The organism is Nocardia violaceofusca NBRC 14427, assembly GCF_963869435.1.
GTDB classification, from domain to species: Bacteria; Actinomycetota; Actinomycetes; order Mycobacteriales; family Mycobacteriaceae; genus Nocardia; species Nocardia aobensis.
Window position 1 is genome coordinate 26814 of sequence record NZ_CAWMPM010000041.1, and the last position, 14388, is coordinate 41201.

At 67.1% G+C, this 14388-nt stretch carries 16 protein-coding genes; 8 read left to right on the forward strand and 8 right to left on the reverse strand.

Going from position 1 to position 14388, the window contains the following annotated elements:
• The first annotated feature begins 36 nt into the window (after positions 1-36).
• Positions 37-1653, forward strand: coding sequence for a GMC oxidoreductase (locus tag AC5592_RS29980; RefSeq protein ID WP_036497285.1), 1617 nt, complete (start codon positions 37-39; stop codon positions 1651-1653).
• A gap of 74 nt (positions 1654-1727) precedes the next feature.
• On the forward strand, positions 1728-2555 hold the full coding sequence (locus AC5592_RS29985) for a hypothetical protein (protein ID WP_063066143.1): 828 nt from the start codon (positions 1728-1730) through the stop codon (positions 2553-2555).
• Positions 2556-2568: 13 nt separating this feature from the next.
• Here the strand turns inward: AC5592_RS29985 and AC5592_RS29990 are convergent, their stop codons facing one another.
• The 3 genes from AC5592_RS29990 to AC5592_RS30000 form a co-directional block, all read right to left on the reverse strand.
• Positions 2569-3774 carry a low temperature requirement protein A gene (locus AC5592_RS29990; RefSeq protein ID WP_063066144.1) on the reverse strand — a complete coding sequence of 402 codons (1206 nt, stop codon included), beginning with the start codon at positions 3772-3774 and terminating at the stop codon, positions 2569-2571.
• 54 nt (positions 3775-3828) lie between these two features.
• Positions 3829-4287, reverse strand: coding sequence for an SRPBCC family protein (locus AC5592_RS29995; RefSeq protein WP_063066145.1), 459 nt, complete (start codon positions 4285-4287; stop codon positions 3829-3831).
• Positions 4288-4560: 273 nt separating this feature from the next.
• Complete coding sequence (locus AC5592_RS30000; protein ID WP_036497343.1) at positions 4561-4746, reverse strand: DUF1918 domain-containing protein; 186 nt, start codon at positions 4744-4746, stop codon at positions 4561-4563.
• Between the two features lie 193 nt (positions 4747-4939).
• Here AC5592_RS30000 and AC5592_RS30005 point away from each other — a divergent pair, with 193 nt between their 5' ends.
• Complete coding sequence (locus AC5592_RS30005) at positions 4940-5515, forward strand: dihydrofolate reductase family protein (RefSeq protein WP_063066146.1); 576 nt, start codon at positions 4940-4942, stop codon at positions 5513-5515.
• Between the two features lie 6 nt (positions 5516-5521).
• Here AC5592_RS30005 and AC5592_RS30010 read toward each other — a convergent pair whose 3' ends face one another.
• A complete protein-coding gene (locus AC5592_RS30010; RefSeq protein WP_030516482.1) occupies positions 5522-5938 on the reverse strand; it encodes a secondary thiamine-phosphate synthase enzyme YjbQ in 417 nt (138 codons plus the stop codon).
• A 388-nt stretch (positions 5939-6326) separates the two neighbouring features.
• On the opposite strand from AC5592_RS30010, the gene AC5592_RS30015 reads away from it, so the two are divergent.
• A complete protein-coding gene (locus AC5592_RS30015; protein WP_036497291.1) occupies positions 6327-7592 on the forward strand; it encodes an aspartate kinase in 1266 nt (421 codons plus the stop codon).
• Between the two features lie 2 nt (positions 7593-7594).
• A complete protein-coding gene (locus AC5592_RS30020) occupies positions 7595-8629 on the forward strand; it encodes an aspartate-semialdehyde dehydrogenase (RefSeq protein ID WP_063066147.1) in 1035 nt (344 codons plus the stop codon).
• A 69-nt stretch (positions 8630-8698) separates the two neighbouring features.
• On the opposite strand, the gene AC5592_RS30025 is transcribed toward AC5592_RS30020, so the two are convergent.
• Positions 8699-9295, reverse strand: a complete 597-nt coding sequence (locus tag AC5592_RS30025) for a TetR/AcrR family transcriptional regulator (RefSeq protein ID WP_036497294.1) — start codon at positions 9293-9295, stop codon at positions 8699-8701.
• A gap of 94 nt (positions 9296-9389) precedes the next feature.
• On the opposite strand from AC5592_RS30025, the gene AC5592_RS30030 reads away from it, so the two are divergent.
• Positions 9390-9806 carry a nuclear transport factor 2 family protein gene (locus AC5592_RS30030; RefSeq protein WP_063066148.1) on the forward strand — a complete coding sequence of 139 codons (417 nt, stop codon included), beginning with the start codon at positions 9390-9392 and terminating at the stop codon, positions 9804-9806.
• Between the two features lie 24 nt (positions 9807-9830).
• Here AC5592_RS30030 and AC5592_RS30035 read toward each other — a convergent pair whose 3' ends face one another.
• Positions 9831-11177 carry a serine hydrolase domain-containing protein gene (locus AC5592_RS30035; protein ID WP_063066149.1) on the reverse strand — a complete coding sequence of 449 codons (1347 nt, stop codon included), beginning with the start codon at positions 11175-11177 and terminating at the stop codon, positions 9831-9833.
• Between the two features lie 173 nt (positions 11178-11350).
• On the opposite strand from AC5592_RS30035, the gene AC5592_RS30040 reads away from it, so the two are divergent.
• Both AC5592_RS30040 and AC5592_RS30045 read left to right on the forward strand, forming a co-directional pair.
• Positions 11351-11773: a Fur family transcriptional regulator gene (locus AC5592_RS30040; RefSeq protein WP_039775502.1), complete on the forward strand. Its 423-nt coding sequence runs from the start codon at positions 11351-11353 to the stop codon at positions 11771-11773.
• A 70-nt stretch (positions 11774-11843) separates the two neighbouring features.
• Positions 11844-13310 (forward strand): catalase, encoded by a 1467-nt coding sequence (locus AC5592_RS30045; protein WP_036497346.1) that lies wholly within the window; start codon positions 11844-11846, stop codon positions 13308-13310.
• A 78-nt stretch (positions 13311-13388) separates the two neighbouring features.
• Here AC5592_RS30045 and AC5592_RS30050 read toward each other — a convergent pair whose 3' ends face one another.
• Both AC5592_RS30050 and AC5592_RS30055 read right to left on the reverse strand, forming a co-directional pair.
• Positions 13389-13604 (reverse strand): hypothetical protein, encoded by a 216-nt coding sequence (locus AC5592_RS30050; protein ID WP_036497299.1) that lies wholly within the window; start codon positions 13602-13604, stop codon positions 13389-13391.
• Between the two features lie 17 nt (positions 13605-13621).
• On the reverse strand, positions 13622-14293 hold the full coding sequence (locus AC5592_RS30055) for a TetR/AcrR family transcriptional regulator (protein ID WP_063820324.1): 672 nt from the start codon (positions 14291-14293) through the stop codon (positions 13622-13624).
• Positions 14294-14388 lie beyond the last annotated feature (95 nt).

The following is a 14388-nucleotide window of genomic DNA, read 5'->3' on the forward strand; positions in this document are numbered from 1 at the left end:
CTCGCGCGCGGCCATGCGTGATGAGGGAGGTGGCCGGTGCGGAGACGTGCCTTTTTACAGGCGGCCGGTGCTGCGGTTTTGCTGGGTGCCACGGGCGCGTTGCGCGAGACCGGAACAGCCACCGCCGATCCGGCGTGGGACGGGATGTTCCGCAACTGGGTGTCGGAGATCTTCGTGCCGCTCGCGGATCCGCCGGAGCATACCGAGGCGATCGTGATCGGATCCGGCTTCGGCGCCGCGGTCGCGGCACTGCGACTGGCCGAGGCGGGTATCGCCAATACCGTGCTGGAGCGCGGGTCGCGCTGGCCGAACGATCCCTGGCGAGAGATCTTCACCGGCGACGATCTGCCCGACGGCCGCGGATTCTGGCATCGCACCAGCTTCACCGGCATCACCAAGGTCGCCATGCATTTCGCCGATTTCGGCGGTGTCCTCGATGTCACCGAATTCGACGGGATCGATGTGTGGCGGGCCGCGGCCGTGGGTGGCGGATCGGTGATCTTCTCCGGATGCATGATCGCTCCGGAGCGCCGGCACTTCGACGAGATCTTCGGTGGCACAGTCGATTACACCGAATTGGAGCGCACCTACTATCCGCGCGTGCGGCAGATGCTCCGCCTGTCGGTCATGCCGGCCGACATCTACAATTCGCCGCCGTTCGCCCATTCCCGGATGTGGGACGATCAGGTGCGCGCGGCCGGATACGAGCCGGTGCCCAACGAGTCCATCTTCAAATGGGATACGGTGCGCGCCGAATTGGCCGGTGCCACGCGCGCGTCGGCCACCGCGGCCCGCAGCAATCTCGGCAACTCGAACGGCGCGAAGTTCGACCTCAACCAGAACTATCTGAAGTACGCGCATGCCACGGGCCGCTCGTCGGTGTTTCCGGGACATCGGGTGGACAACATCGGCCGCGACGGTGACCGCTACGTCCTCCAGGTCTCGAAAATCGACCCGACCGGCAAGGTCCTGGGCATCCGCACTCTGACCTGCGACAAGCTGTTCCTCGGCGCCGGATCCATCGGCACCACCGAACTGCTGGTTCGCGCCCGCGCCACCGGCACGCTGCCCAACCTCGACGAACATGTCGGCGACGGCTGGGGCACCAACGGCGACGTCGCGCTGGCCCGCGGTGAGAGCCGGCTCTCGGGGCTGGGGCAGGGCGTGCCGAGCGCCAGCCGGATCTTCGACGAATCCGGCATGCCGTTGACCCTGGAGAGCTGGTACATCCCCGGAATTCCGGTGGAGACCGGCGCCTTGGCCTCACTCGGGCTGGTGATCGATCCGACCCGGACGCGCATCACCTACGACGCCGCGCGCAATGCCCCCGCCCTGAGTTGGCCGCGTGCGGCTCAGGATCGGATCGTGGCCGCCTGCCGCGCGGTCGACCAGCGCATCGCCGAACGGTCGGGCGCGCTGTTCGACTATCAGGTGCTCGGCTACGACGCCAATGCTCCGTTCACCGCCCATCCCCTGGGCGGTGCGGTGCTGGGCCGGGCCACCGACAACTACGGCCGGGTCAACGGCTACCCGGGGCTGTACGTGGTCGACGGCGCGGCGATCCCGGGCAGCACGGGCGCGGCCAATCCGTCGCTGACGATCACCGCGCTGGCCGAACGCAACGTCGAGGCGATCATCCGCGCCGGGCGCTGATTCCGCCGCCCCGAGCTTCGGGGCGGCTTCCCGGCGCCGCCGGTGCCGCTACTCTCGGCAGGTACCCGTTCGATGTGGAAGGGACCGTTGTGGCGCAGTACCCGGCTGGATCGTTGCCCGAGGGATATCCGCGCAAGCCGCCGGCGCTGTGGACCGACCTGCTGATGCTGGTGCTCGCCGTGGTTTCGGTGGCTCTGGTCACCTGGATCACCTTCTTCACCGTGCCGCAGCACACGTATCACGTGATCGTGGTGGTCGACATCTCGATCTGCGCGGTGTTCGCCCTCGAATTCCTCTGGCGCTGGCGGCGGGCGGACTGGTCGTGGACCTTCCCGTTCGTCTACTGGTACGAGGTCCTGGGCATGATCCCGGTGACCAGCCCGTTCTTCCGGGGTTTCCGGCTGCTGCGCATCATCGTGATTCTGGTCCGGCTGGCCCGCGTCGCCGACCGGGCCTTCGGCGACCGGGTCACCGCCGCGGTGGTGAACCGATCGGTCGGCGTGATCGTCGACGCGGTCAGGCGCCCGGTCACCATGGCCGTGCTGGAGGAGGTCGCCGATGTGCTGCGTCGTGGGCGGTACACCCACAACATCGCCGCGGCGCTGGAGGAGAACCGCGACGAACTCGACGGCATGATCCTCGAGCTGATCAAGAAGGATCCGGCGGTCGGGCGGGTGCGCTACCTGCCGTTCCACGAGGAGATCATCCGCGGTATCGCCGACACCAGCTTCCGGATCGTCTTCCAGGTGCTGGCCGATCCGCGCACCGACGAACTGGTCGGAGATGTGTTGCGCGAGAACATCAATCAGATGAGGGACGCGGTGCGCGAGGGCGGGCACGTGCCGGAGGCGGTGGATCACAAACTCCAGCAGCGTATTTCGCCCGATCGCGCACCGCGCTAGTCCGCTTCGGCGGTCAGTGCGCGTGCCGCACCGCGTCGCGGGGCTGCGCGTAACGCACTGTCTCCCAGACGATCAGCACGGTGAGCACGGCACACAGCAGTCCCAGTGCGGCCATCGCCGGCAGCTGTCCGGCGATCGGAACCAGAGCGATCAGCACCGCCGCGGTGGCCAGGCGCGGCCACAGCACCACCCGGGTCGCGTAGTGCCGGAACCAGACCAGTGCCAGCAGGTACAGCACTACGCCGCCGTAGAGCGCGAACAGGGGAATGCCGTGCAGCCGATCGTGCAGGGTATGGCCGGCCGCGCCACCGAGATAGTTCAGCGTCTTCTTCAATCCGAGCGACATGGCGACGATGCCGGCCACCATCGGGAAGTGCAGAAAGGTGTAGCAATTGCGCGCGATCCGGATCCGGCGCGGACCCGAGGCCTCGGTCATCGCGCGTTCCACGACGGTCGCGGCGACGTCGAAGTAGGCCCACCACAGCAGGCCCGAAACCGCCAGTGCCAGCAGCGATCCCACGGTGATCGGCCACGAGATCGGCAGCCCGGCCACGCCGACGCCGATGGAGACGATCGATTCACCCAGCGCGACGATCACGATCAGGCCGTGCCGCTCGGCGAAGTGCGAGGCCGAATTCACGCGCCAGTCGTTACCGGCGAAGAAGGTCCAGACCATATCGCCGGCGATGGCCGCGATCCACAGCACGATCTGCACCGTGCCGTGTTCGACGGCCGCCACGATCAGCAGTGTGGTTCCGATGGTGATCGAGCCGCCCGCCCAGCGGCCGACCTGGCCGCGCAATTGCCGGTCCTCGGTACTGGCCAGCCAGAACATCCCCAGATGGACCAGCCGGATCACGAGATATCCGATGGCGAACACGAGCGGTCCGTACCAGCCGCCCGGCATGTCGTGGAACGCCTCGGGAATCACCTCGGCCACGATGAGTCCGGCGCCCATGGCCGCGAACATCGCCACCCGGGCCAGCCCCTCGTCGGCCTTCACCACATTGCCCAGCCAGGCGTAGGCGATCCACACCCACCACATCACCGCGAGCACCAGCACGGCCCGCAGCATGTTGAGCGCGGTGACGTCGTGGGCGGCCAGATCGGTCACCTGGGTGAAGGCGAAAACCAGGACGAGGTCGAAGAAGAGTTCCAGCTGGGTTACCGAGGCGTCCTCGGTGACCGCTTGAATGCGTGTGCGTCTGACACCGGTCATTCGCACATCGTGGCAGGAAGCCGACGTCAGCGCCCGCGACGGCGAACTTCTCGGTCAGCCGACCTCGTAGTTCTCGCCGAAGGGAAATTTTTCGATGTACTCGATGAGGTTCTGCACGGCCTCGTCGTTGGCCCGCGACAGCGTGCGCTTGAGCAGCAGACCGGGAACGGGGATCGGCAGGTACACCTCGGAGTGGTACCAGACCTCGGTGCCCTCGTCGGTCTCCTCGATGTCGAACCAGCCCTTGCCGCCGCCACCGGCGGCGCTCTCCACCACTTCCCAGGAGATGCGTTCCGGGGTGCAGTGGTACTCGAGGACCTGACGGTCGGAGTTGTTGAGGGTCGTCACCGTGGCGTAGACGCGGCGGGGACGGTCGAATTCGTCGCGGGTCGCGACGCGCACATCTCGATGCGCGGGCGACCATTCCGGAATCCGCTCGACGGCCAGCAATGCTTCCTGAACCTGATCGGGTTCGACATCGATGATGAATCGGTGATCGGTCTTCGTGCGCATGTCTTGCCCTCCACTGCTTCGGCCGATTGTCTCCGCCGTCACACGCGGTCGTCAACCGTGTGGTCTGTTCCTCGAGTTACAGAGACCGACCAGTCTGATTAGGTTCGGTCGGGCGTGCCGCGTTTGCGGTCGCGCTGCCGGGGCGGATCGGCGGCGTACTCGGCGCCGGCGCGCCGCGTCGGTGGCCCGGCGATTGCCGGGTGAGTGGTGACTTGCCCGAAGAGGGACTGCCCCCGGGTGGGAAAGGGGGCTTGACGTTGCTCGTCCGCACAGCTACCGGTGGTGGAGGACCTCCCAGTCGGGCCCCGGAAAGACCAGACTTTCGTGTCCGTCCTCGAACCGTACGACGTAGGGCGGGGCGCCGTCGCTGCCGCGCGCCTCGATGATTTCGCCGGTGCGTTCGGGCATTCCCACAGCATTGCTGTGGACGAGGATGTGATCGCCTACATGCGCCTGCATGACCGCCATTATCGTTCGATGTGATACTGCTCACAAGTCGATGCCGCAGTTCCCTGTCGTGCGAAATCGCCCGCTCTCAGCGATCCCCGGAACCGGCGCGCGGCAAACCTGCCACCCCACTTGACACCACTGCGGCTGTAGTACTACGTTTCAACCACTACAGTCAGAGTGCAACAATCAAGGCGGTATCGGTATGCGAAAGCTCGTCTACTACGTCGGCGTCTCCCTCGACGGCTATATCGCCGGCCCGGGCGGCGAGTTCGACATCTATCCCGTGTCCCAGGAGATGTCGGACTGGTTCAACGAGCGGTATCCGGAGGTGGTGCCCACCCATATCCGCCCGCACGTGAATCTGCCGGTGGACACTCCGAATCGGGAATGGGACACGCTGATCATGGGGCGCGGGACCTACGAACCCGCGCTGGAGATCGGTATCACCAGCCCGTACGCGCATATGAAGCAGTACGTCGTCTCGACCACCCTGGACCCGGTGGACGATCCGAATGTCGAGGTCGTGGCCGACGATCCGGTCGCGCTGGTGCGGAAGTTGAAGCAGCAGGACGGCAAGGACGTCTGGTTGTGCGGCGGCGGCACACTCGCCGGCGCCCTGATCGGCGAGATCGACGAGGTGATCATCAAGAGCTATCCCGTGCTGCTCGGCGCCGGGATCTCGGTGGTGTCGGGCAACTTCTCGCCGACCGCCTTCCGGCCGGTCCGGCGGCAGGAATTCGGCAACGGTGCCCAGGTCGCCTGGTTCGAGCGCGGCTGAGCAGGATCACCCGGCATCGCGCAGGAAGGACAGGCGCACCCGGCGGATCGGGTTGTCGACGTTGAGGTCCACGAAGGCGATGGACTGCCAGGTGCCGAGCGTCAGCTCGCCGCCCAGCACCGGCACGGTGGCGTACGGGGCGATCAGCGCGGGCATGACGTGCGAGCGGCCGTGCCCGCGCGAGCCGTGGGCGTGGCGCCAGCGATCGTCGGCCGGCAGCAGATCGCGCAGGGCGCGCAGCAGATCGTCGTCGCTGCCCGCGCCGAGCTCTATCAGGGCCACGCCGGCGGTGGCGTGCGGGACGAAGACGTGCAGCAGTCCGTCGCCGCCGCCGGCCTCGCGCAGAAACGTGGCGCACTGCGGGGTGAGGTCGTGGACGACCTCGCGATCACCGGTGTGCAGCTCGATCTCGATGCTCTTCATAGGCCCATCGTGCGCTTTCGCCGCGAGGTACACCGGGAACTCGCGGGAAGGGGTTCGCCGACCGGGTGCTAAACCGGTCGGTGTGATTACTCACACCGGTACGCCGGCTGTTCGGGCGGGATCGGGTCACGGGCTCCGGCGGATCCGGAAAACCGCTGATGAACGAGGCTGTTCGCGCCGATTCCGATGCCCCGCAAGGGCTCTGCCGTCGCGGCCGTGCCCCGCCGCGCCGTCCCGGGGCGGGATCGCCGCTGGTCCGGGTAGCGAATTCGGTGGTCGAACCCGCCGGCTCCCGGTTGCCGCTCGGAGGTAGCCGACCACCGAGCGGACTCCGATCGGTAGTCTTATTGGCTGTAACAGCAGCTAGTCGATCTTGGAGGACCCCACTGTGGCTCTCGTCGTTCAGAAGTACGGAGGATCTTCGCTCGAGTCTGCCGAGCGAATCCGGCGCGTCGCTGAGCGGATCGTCGAGACGAAGAAGCAGGGGCACGACGTGGTCGTCGTGTGCTCGGCCATGGGTGACACCACCGACGAACTGCTCGACCTGGCCCAGCAGGTGGCGCCCGCGCCGCCGGCCCGCGAACTCGACATGCTGCTGACCTCCGGTGAGCGTATCTCGAATGCGTTGGTGGCCATGGCGATTCACTCGCTCGGCGCCGAAGCGCGGTCGTTCACCGGCTCCCAGGCGGGAGTCATCACCACCGGCACCCACGGCAACGCCCGCATCATCGACGTGACCCCGTCCCGGGTTCGCGATGCCCTCGACGAGGGTTTGATCGTGCTGGTCGCGGGCTTCCAGGGCGTCTCGCAGGACAGCCGCGACATCACCACGCTGGGCCGCGGCGGCTCCGACACCACCGCGGTCGCGCTGGCCGCCGCGCTGGAGGCCGACGTCTGCGAGATCTACACCGATGTCGACGGCGTGTTCACCGCCGATCCGCGGATCGTGCCGGATGCGCAGAAGCTGGAACAGGTGAGCTTCGAGGAGATGCTCGAACTCGCCGCCACCGGCGCCAAGGTGCTGATGCTGCGCTGCGTCGAATACGCCCGCCGCTACAACGTTCCGGTGCACGTGCGGTCGTCCTATACCGACCGCAAGGGCACCTATATCTACGGATCGATGGAGGACATCCCCTTGGAGGACGCAATTCTCACCGGCGTCGCGCACGATCGCAGCGAGGCCAAGGTGACCGTGGTGGCCCTGCCGGACGAGCCGGGCTACGCGGCCAAGGTTTTCCGGGCCATCGCCGACGCCGAGATCAACATCGACATGGTGTTGCAGAACATCTCCAAGGTCGAGACGGGCAAGACCGACATCACTTTCACCCTGCCCCGGTCCGACGGGCCGCGCGCGGTGGAGTTCCTGACCAAGCGTCAGGGCGAGCTGGGCTTCAGCCAGGTTCTCTACGACGACCACATCGGCAAGGTGTCGCTGGTCGGCGCGGGGATGAAGAGCCACCCCGGCGTCACCGCCACCTTCTGTGAGGCGCTGGCCAAGGCCGGAATCAACATCGACCTGATCTCCACCTCCGAGATCCGCATTTCCGTGCTGGTCAAGGACACCGAGCTGGACGGCGCCGTGCAGGTGTTGCACAAGGCGTTCGACCTCGGCGGCGACGAGGTCGCGGTCGTGCACGCGGGATCGGGGCGATAACTGTGGGCGTACGCGTAGGTGTGGTCGGCGCGACCGGGCAGGTCGGCGCCGTGATGCGAAAACTGCTGGAGGAGCGCGACTTTCCGGCCGACGAGGTGCGATTCTTCGCCTCCTCGCGTTCGGCGGGCAAGAAGCTGCCCTGGCGTGGCGGCGAGATCGTGGTCGAGGACACCGAGACCGCCGATCCGTCCGGACTGGATATCGCCCTGTTCTCGGCCGGCGCCACCATGTCGCGGGTGCAGGCGCCGCGGTTCGCGGCGGCGGGGGTGACCATCATCGACAACTCCTCGGCATGGCGCAAGGACCCCGAGGTGCCGCTGGTGGTCAGCGAGGTGAATCCCGAACAGACCCGCAACCTGGTCAAGGGCATCATCGCCAACCCCAACTGCACCACGATGGCCGCCATGCCGGTGCTCAAGCCCCTGCACGAGGAGGCGGGACTGCAGCGGCTGATCGTCTCCAGCTACCAGGCCGTCTCCGGCAGTGGACTGGCCGGTGTCGAGGAGCTGGCCGGCCAGGCCCGCGCGGTGATCGGGGATGCCGAGAAGCTCACCCACGACGGCGGTGCCGTGCGGTTCCCCGCGCCGAACAAATACGTCGCGCCGATCGCGTTCAATGTGCTGCCGCTGGCGGGTTCGCTCGTCGACGACGGTTCCGGTGAAACGGACGAGGATCAGAAGCTGCGCAACGAGAGTCGCAAGATTCTCGGCCTGCCGGAGCTGCTGGTCAGCGGCACCTGTGTGCGCGTGCCGGTCTTCACCGGGCATTCGTTGTCGATCAATGCCGAATTCGCGCGGCCGCTCTCGGTGGAGCGGGCGAAGGAACTGCTCGCCGATGCGCCCGGTGTGAAACTGGTCGACGTCCCGACGCCGCTGGAGGCCGCCGGTAAGGACGCGTCGCTGGTCGGCCGGATCCGCCAGGATCCGGGCGTGCCGGAGGGGCGCGGCCTGGCGCTGTTCGTCTCCGGTGACAACCTGCGAAAGGGCGCCGCGCTCAACACGATTCAGATCGCGGAAGTTCTGCTCGCGCAGCGCTGACACTGCGTTGTCGAGGTTCGCTTCGAACGGGCCGTCCGATTACGGGCGGCCCGTTTCGCTGCCGATCGCTCAGCCGGCCTGCGCGCAGCGGGCCCGGAGTCCGTCGAACACGACGGCGAAAGCGCGGGCTCGCTGCTCGCCGGTGGCCGTGTGCGTACCCGCGAAGGTGCCCTTCAGTACCCGCATCAGATCATCGAATTCGATATCGCCGCGGATCGCGCCGGCATCCTGCGCGCGGCGCAGCAACCGGGCGATGGCCGCCTGGAATTCCTTTGTGGGACCGGTGATCTCGATCGTCTCGTGACCGCCCAGCGCATCGGCGAGGTCCCGCTTGACGCCTCCTTCGGCGACCATGTGGTCCAGCAGGTCGAAGAAGGCGGCCCCCGGATCGTCGGCGGATTCGAGCCCGCGCGCGTAGTCGATCATGCGCTCGATGTTGTCGACGATGGCGGCGTGGAAGAGGGCTTCCTTGGTGGGGAAGTGGCGGTAGACGGTTCCGGGGCCCACCCCGGCGCGCCGTGCGATCTCGTCCAGCGGGACCGAAATACCTTCGGCGGCAAAGGCTTCCCGCGCGGCTGCGAGTACCCGCTCCCGGTTGCGGCGGGCGTCGGCGCGTAGGGCGCGGCGCGGTTCGGCCGCCGGGTCCGCTGACTGTTTCTCCGCCACAGCGCGAGTCTACCCGGTAACCGTTGACAAACGGGGCGTGCGTTCCGGATCATAAACGGGGCGTATGTTCCGCTTCTAACAGAGGGAGTTTGTCATGGTTTCCAGTTCGGTGCGCAGTGCCCGCCAGGTGGTCGAGGACCTGTTCGCGACATTGCCGGTGCGTGATGCCGACGCCTTCGTCGCGGCGCTCGCTCCCGATGCGGTATTCGAGATCCCGTTCCCGATCGCGGGAATGCCGGAGCGGCTCGAGGGCCGGGAGGCGATTCGTGAACACCTCGCGCAACGCTGGTCGGGTGTGTCGGGTATCGAGGTGCACGGTGTCTATCCCACGGTTTACGAAACCGCCGAGGACGGAGTGCTTTTCGTGGAGAACGAGGTGGATATGACGGTGCCCGGCGCACCACGTGCGCGAGTGCGCACCTCGGTCAACGTGGTGCACGTGCGGAACGGGGAAGTGACCCTGTTCCGGGACTACATGGATACCGCGCGGTTCGCGCGGATCGCCGGCTGACCCGCGCAGCCGGCGCGGTCCTCCTCAACGGATGCCGGGGGTTCGAGGGTCCGGGCCGAGACAGGCCAGCAGCGCACAGCCGGGCGGTGCGTCGGAGAAGGGCGGCGCCAGCGGGGTCTGCAGACAGGAGAGCACGGTGCACCCGGGATAGGCGTCGGGCCCGATGCCGAATACCGCGACGGTGATATCGGGATCGAAGAAGGCGCGGGGGTCCAACGTCACCGGCGGCTCGACATAGGGGCCGGGGTCCGCGATCGGCGGTTGTTCGAAGGCGCCGAGCAGTCGCCGGAAGAATTCCCAGGTCAGCTCGGTCAGGTTCTGAACGATCCCGGTCGGGCCACCGTTGCTTCGGTTGCCGAAGACGCCGGTCCACACGACGGTGAGGTCCAGGCTGGGGATGAAGAAGACGTCCTGCAGACCGAGTCCGGACATCGCGAAGACATCCGGGGGCAGGAACGACGGAATCTCGATACACCCGGGACGGGCCCAGAACAGATAGCCGTAACACTCGCGGCCCGGGCCCGTCTGCTGGGCGCGGTGCAGATAGTCGGCCGAGACCACTCGCACCCCGTTCCAGTCGCCGTGGCCGGCGACCAGCAGGGCGATCTTGGCGAGATCGTCCGGCGGGATCATCAGATGCGCGTAGCCGTAGGTGTGACCGGAACGGTCGCGGGCCCAGTAGTAGTCGCCGCGCTGAATGCCCAAGGGGGAAAACAGTTCCCGTTGCGCGAACTGTTGCAGTGGTTCGGCGACGGCCAGCTCGATCACATACGACAGCAGATCGACGTTGCGCTGACTGTAGGAGAACCGGGTGCCGGGCGGATTGTCGAGTGGGACCCCGAGCGCCTGCACGGCACTGTTCGGATCGATCGGCACCACCCCGGAGATGCCCTCGTTGATCACTCCGACACGCAGGCCGGAGCGCTCGGTGAGCAAATCCTCGACGGTGATCGCGCGGTGGGCGGCGTCGCCGAGTCCGGGCGGCAGATAGCGGTCGATCGGCGCATCGATATCGAGTTTGCCCTGATCCCAGGCGATTCCGGCGATCAGCGAGACCACGCTTTTGGTGACGCTCCAGATATTCCACGGCGTGGCGTCGGTGGCGTCGTTGTGCGCGCCGGATCCGATCAGGCAGTTGTGCCGGAAGATCTTGACGTTCAGCCGGTTCCGTTCGTCGGCGAACCGTAGGGCGGACGCCAGCCGCGCCGAATCCAGGCCCGCCGATTCCGGCGTGGCCCGTTCGAATTCGTGTCCGGACGAGACGGCGCAGGTCGGTGGATCCTCCGCACGTGCCGGTACCGCGGTGGCGCAGGCGCCACCGATCAGTACGACCACGAGAACCCCGATGACCCAGCCGTGTAGGCGTCCCATGCGTCGAGGTTAACGACGGGCATCTGGTCACGGTGCCCAACACGCAACCGCCGCAATCAAATCGGAATCGGCGTCGCGGCGTTCGGTCGAACGCCGAGCGAGCGGATGTGACGCCGGGAACATCCCTGGCGGTCTTTTCTTGACTTATTCCAGAAAACGGGCAGACTGGGCTCATGCACACCGAAGGTTTCGATCCACGCGAACGATTGCGTGCGGCCGGCCTGCGGGTTACCCGCCCACGGGTGGCGGTGCTGGAAGCGGTTGCCGCCCATCCGCATTCGGATGCCGACCGGGTGGCCGCCGCGGTCCGGCAGGAGCTGGGTTCGGTGTCGACACAGGCCGTCTACGACGTACTGCACGCCTGTGTCGGCGCGGGTCTGCTGCGCCGGATCGAACCGGCCGGTTCGGCGGCGCGGTACGAAACTCGCATCGCCGACAACCACCACCACCTGGTGTGCAGGAACTGCGGCACGGTCGTGGACGTCGACTGTGCCGTGGGCCGTGCCCCCTGCCTCGACCCGTCGGATGCGCACGGGTTCACGATCGACGAAGCCGAGGTCGTGTTCTGGGGACTCTGCCCGCAATGCCGTCGGTGACGACGCGCCATCACGATGGCCCGGACATCCCGGGCGACAGCTGAAACAGGAGGCTGCGATGACCAAGCCGATCAGTGGGCCGACCACTACCAACACCGGCACTCCGGTCCCCAGCGACAACGAATCGCTGACCGCCGGCACCGAGGGCCCGATTCTCCTGCACGACCACTACCTGATCGAGAAGCTCGCCCAGTTCAACCGGGAGCGGGTGCCGGAGCGGATCGTGCACGCCAAGGGTGCGGGCGCCTTCGGCGAGCTCGTCGTCACCAATGACGTCAGCCGCTACACCAAGGCGAAGCTGTTCCAGCCGGGTGCGCGGACCGAATCGCTGGCGCGATTCTCCACCGTCGCCGGTGAACAGGGCAGCCCCGACACCTGGCGCGATCCGCGCGGATTCGCGGTCAAGTTCTACACGCCCGACGGTAACTACGATCTGGTCGGCAACAACACCCCGGTGTTCTTCATCAAGGATCCGATCAAGTTCCCCGATTTCATTCGCTCACAGAAGCGCTTGCCGGGCAACGGCCTTCGCGATCACAACATGCAGTGGGACTTCTGGACCCTGCGCCCGGAATCGGCGCATCAGGTGACCTGGCTGATGGGTGACCGCGGCATTCCCAAGACCTACCGGCACATGAACGGCTACGGCTCGCACACCTACCAGTGGATCAACGCCGAGGGTGAACGGTTCTGGGTGAAGTACCACTTCAAGACCGATCAGGGCATCGAATTCCTGACCCAGGCGGAGGCCGACCGGCTGGCCGGGACCGACCCCGACTATCACCGCCAGGATCTGTGGGAAACCATCGAACGCGGTGAATTCCCGAGCTGGACACTGTATGTGCAGATCATGCCGGTGGGCGAGGCGGCGAACTACCGCTTCAACCCGTTCGATCTGACCAAGGTGTGGTCGCACAAGGACTACCCGCTGATCGAGGTCGGCACCTGGACGCTGAACCGCAACCCGCGCAACTATTTCGTCGAGATCGAACAGGCCGCGTTCGAGCCGTCGGCGATCGTGCCGGGTATCGGCTATTCGCCGGACAAGATGCTGCTGGGCCGGGTCTTCGCCTATGCCGACGCCCATCGCTACCGCATCGGCACCAACTACCACCAGCTGCCGCCGAACCGCGCGCGGGCGGCCGAGGTGAACTCCTACTCCAAGGAGGGTGCCATGCGCTACGACTTCAACGCGCCGGAAGTGCCTGTCTACGCGCCGAATTCGTTCGGTGGACCGCATGCCGACGCGGCCGCGGCCCCGGAGGAGGCGGCGTGGAGTTTCGAGCCCGAACAGGTGCGCGCCGGATACGTCCAGCACGCCGAGGACAGCGATTGGGCGCAGCCGGGCACGCTGGTGCGTGAGGTGTTCAACGACGAGCAGCGGGAGCGTTTGGTGGACAACGTGGTCGGGCATGTGCTCGGCGGCGTGCGCGAGCCGGTGCTGAGCCGGGTGTTCGACTACTGGAAGAACGTCGATCCGGAGATCGGCAAGCGCATCGAGGAAGGTGTGCGCGCCGGTCTGAACGGCAACGGCTGAACCTGACGAAAGCTGCGGGCCCGCACCGGACTTCGGTGCGGCCCGTCGTCTGTGATCAGTGCCGCGCGGCGCCGGCCGCTACTGGCACCAGGTGGGGCCCTGGTTCATCAGCATCAGGCGAACGATGGTGCACATGATCGACTGCGTGGACGAGCCGGTGCCGCCGTCGGCGACCGGCTGAGTCGCGGACACGGCGGCGGCCTGCGGCACCGTTTCGGCCTGGGCGGGGGCGAGGGGAAGCAGGACGGCGCCACACACCAGTGCGCCGGCGGTGAGTCGCGAAATCCGAGTCATCGTGAACAGGCCTTCCGTCAGGGGGTTTCGATCCGTGGGATCGGATCCGCTGACTCATCTCCGGGTGTGTGAGAAGTGTTAACCGCGGGCGGGAGCAGGATGTCGACGAGCCGTGCCGCCGTGGTGTGGTCGAGTGGGGCATGGCCGAGCAGGAAGCGGTACCAGAACAGGCCGTAGAGCAGATCCACCAGTAGGTCCGCATCCGTATCGCCGGGCAGTTCGCCCCGGGTGATCGCCCGCTCGAGGATATCGCGCGCGGCGGCGCGGCGGGCTCCGGTGAACTCCTGTAGTAGTTCGGCGAGGTGGGGGTCGCGGGCGGCCTCGCGCACCAGCGCGCGTAGCGCTGGAGCGGTCGAAACCTGTTGGGCCCCGGTGAAAGTGGAATCGGCGACCGCCAGCAGATCGGTGCGCACCGAGCCGGTATCGGGAGTCGGGACCGACCGGCGCGCGCGGTCGAGCAGCGCGTCGAGCAGCACCGCGCCCTTCGACGGCCACCAGCGGTAGATCGTCTGTTTGCCGACCCCGGCCGCGGCCGCGATGGAATCGACCGTGACCGATCCGCCGTCGGAGGCGGCGAGCTGAGCGAGGGCGGCGTCGAGAATCGCGCGACGGGTGGCCTCGTTCCGGCGCCGGCCGGTGTGCGCGCGTTCGGACGACTGCGAATCCGGTTGCCGCGGTGCTGTTCCCATGGACCTACCTCCCAGCGGTGGCGACGCGCGGGAATACCGCACCCGTTACGCTCGTTGTCGAGACTGTCAGTCTCGACAAACTGTACAGGACAGGA

What these genes read in the sequence shown, in the direction of transcription:
- AC5592_RS29990 (WP_063066144.1), bottom strand. Translation starts at nt 3,774, where the DNA reads ATGACCGGTGTCAGACGCACACGCATTCAAGCGGTCACCGAGGACGCC.
- AC5592_RS29995 (WP_063066145.1), bottom strand. Translation starts at nt 4,287, where the DNA reads ATGCGCACGAAGACCGATCACCGATTCATCATCGATGTCGAACCCGAT.
- AC5592_RS30000 (WP_036497343.1), bottom strand. Translation starts at nt 4,746, where the DNA reads ATGCAGGCGCATGTAGGCGATCACATCCTCGTCCACAGCAATGCTGTG.
- AC5592_RS30005 (WP_063066146.1), top strand. Translation starts at nt 4,940, where the DNA reads ATGCGAAAGCTCGTCTACTACGTCGGCGTCTCCCTCGACGGCTATATC.
- AC5592_RS30010 (WP_030516482.1), bottom strand. Translation starts at nt 5,938, where the DNA reads ATGAAGAGCATCGAGATCGAGCTGCACACCGGTGATCGCGAGGTCGTC.
- AC5592_RS30030 (WP_063066148.1), top strand. Translation starts at nt 9,390, where the DNA reads ATGGTTTCCAGTTCGGTGCGCAGTGCCCGCCAGGTGGTCGAGGACCTG.
- AC5592_RS30035 (WP_063066149.1), bottom strand. Translation starts at nt 11,177, where the DNA reads ATGGGACGCCTACACGGCTGGGTCATCGGGGTTCTCGTGGTCGTACTG.
- AC5592_RS30040 (WP_039775502.1), top strand. Translation starts at nt 11,351, where the DNA reads ATGCACACCGAAGGTTTCGATCCACGCGAACGATTGCGTGCGGCCGGC.
- AC5592_RS30050 (WP_036497299.1), bottom strand. Translation starts at nt 13,604, where the DNA reads ATGACTCGGATTTCGCGACTCACCGCCGGCGCACTGGTGTGTGGCGCC.
- AC5592_RS30055 (WP_063820324.1), bottom strand. Translation starts at nt 14,293, where the DNA reads ATGGGAACAGCACCGCGGCAACCGGATTCGCAGTCGTCCGAACGCGCG.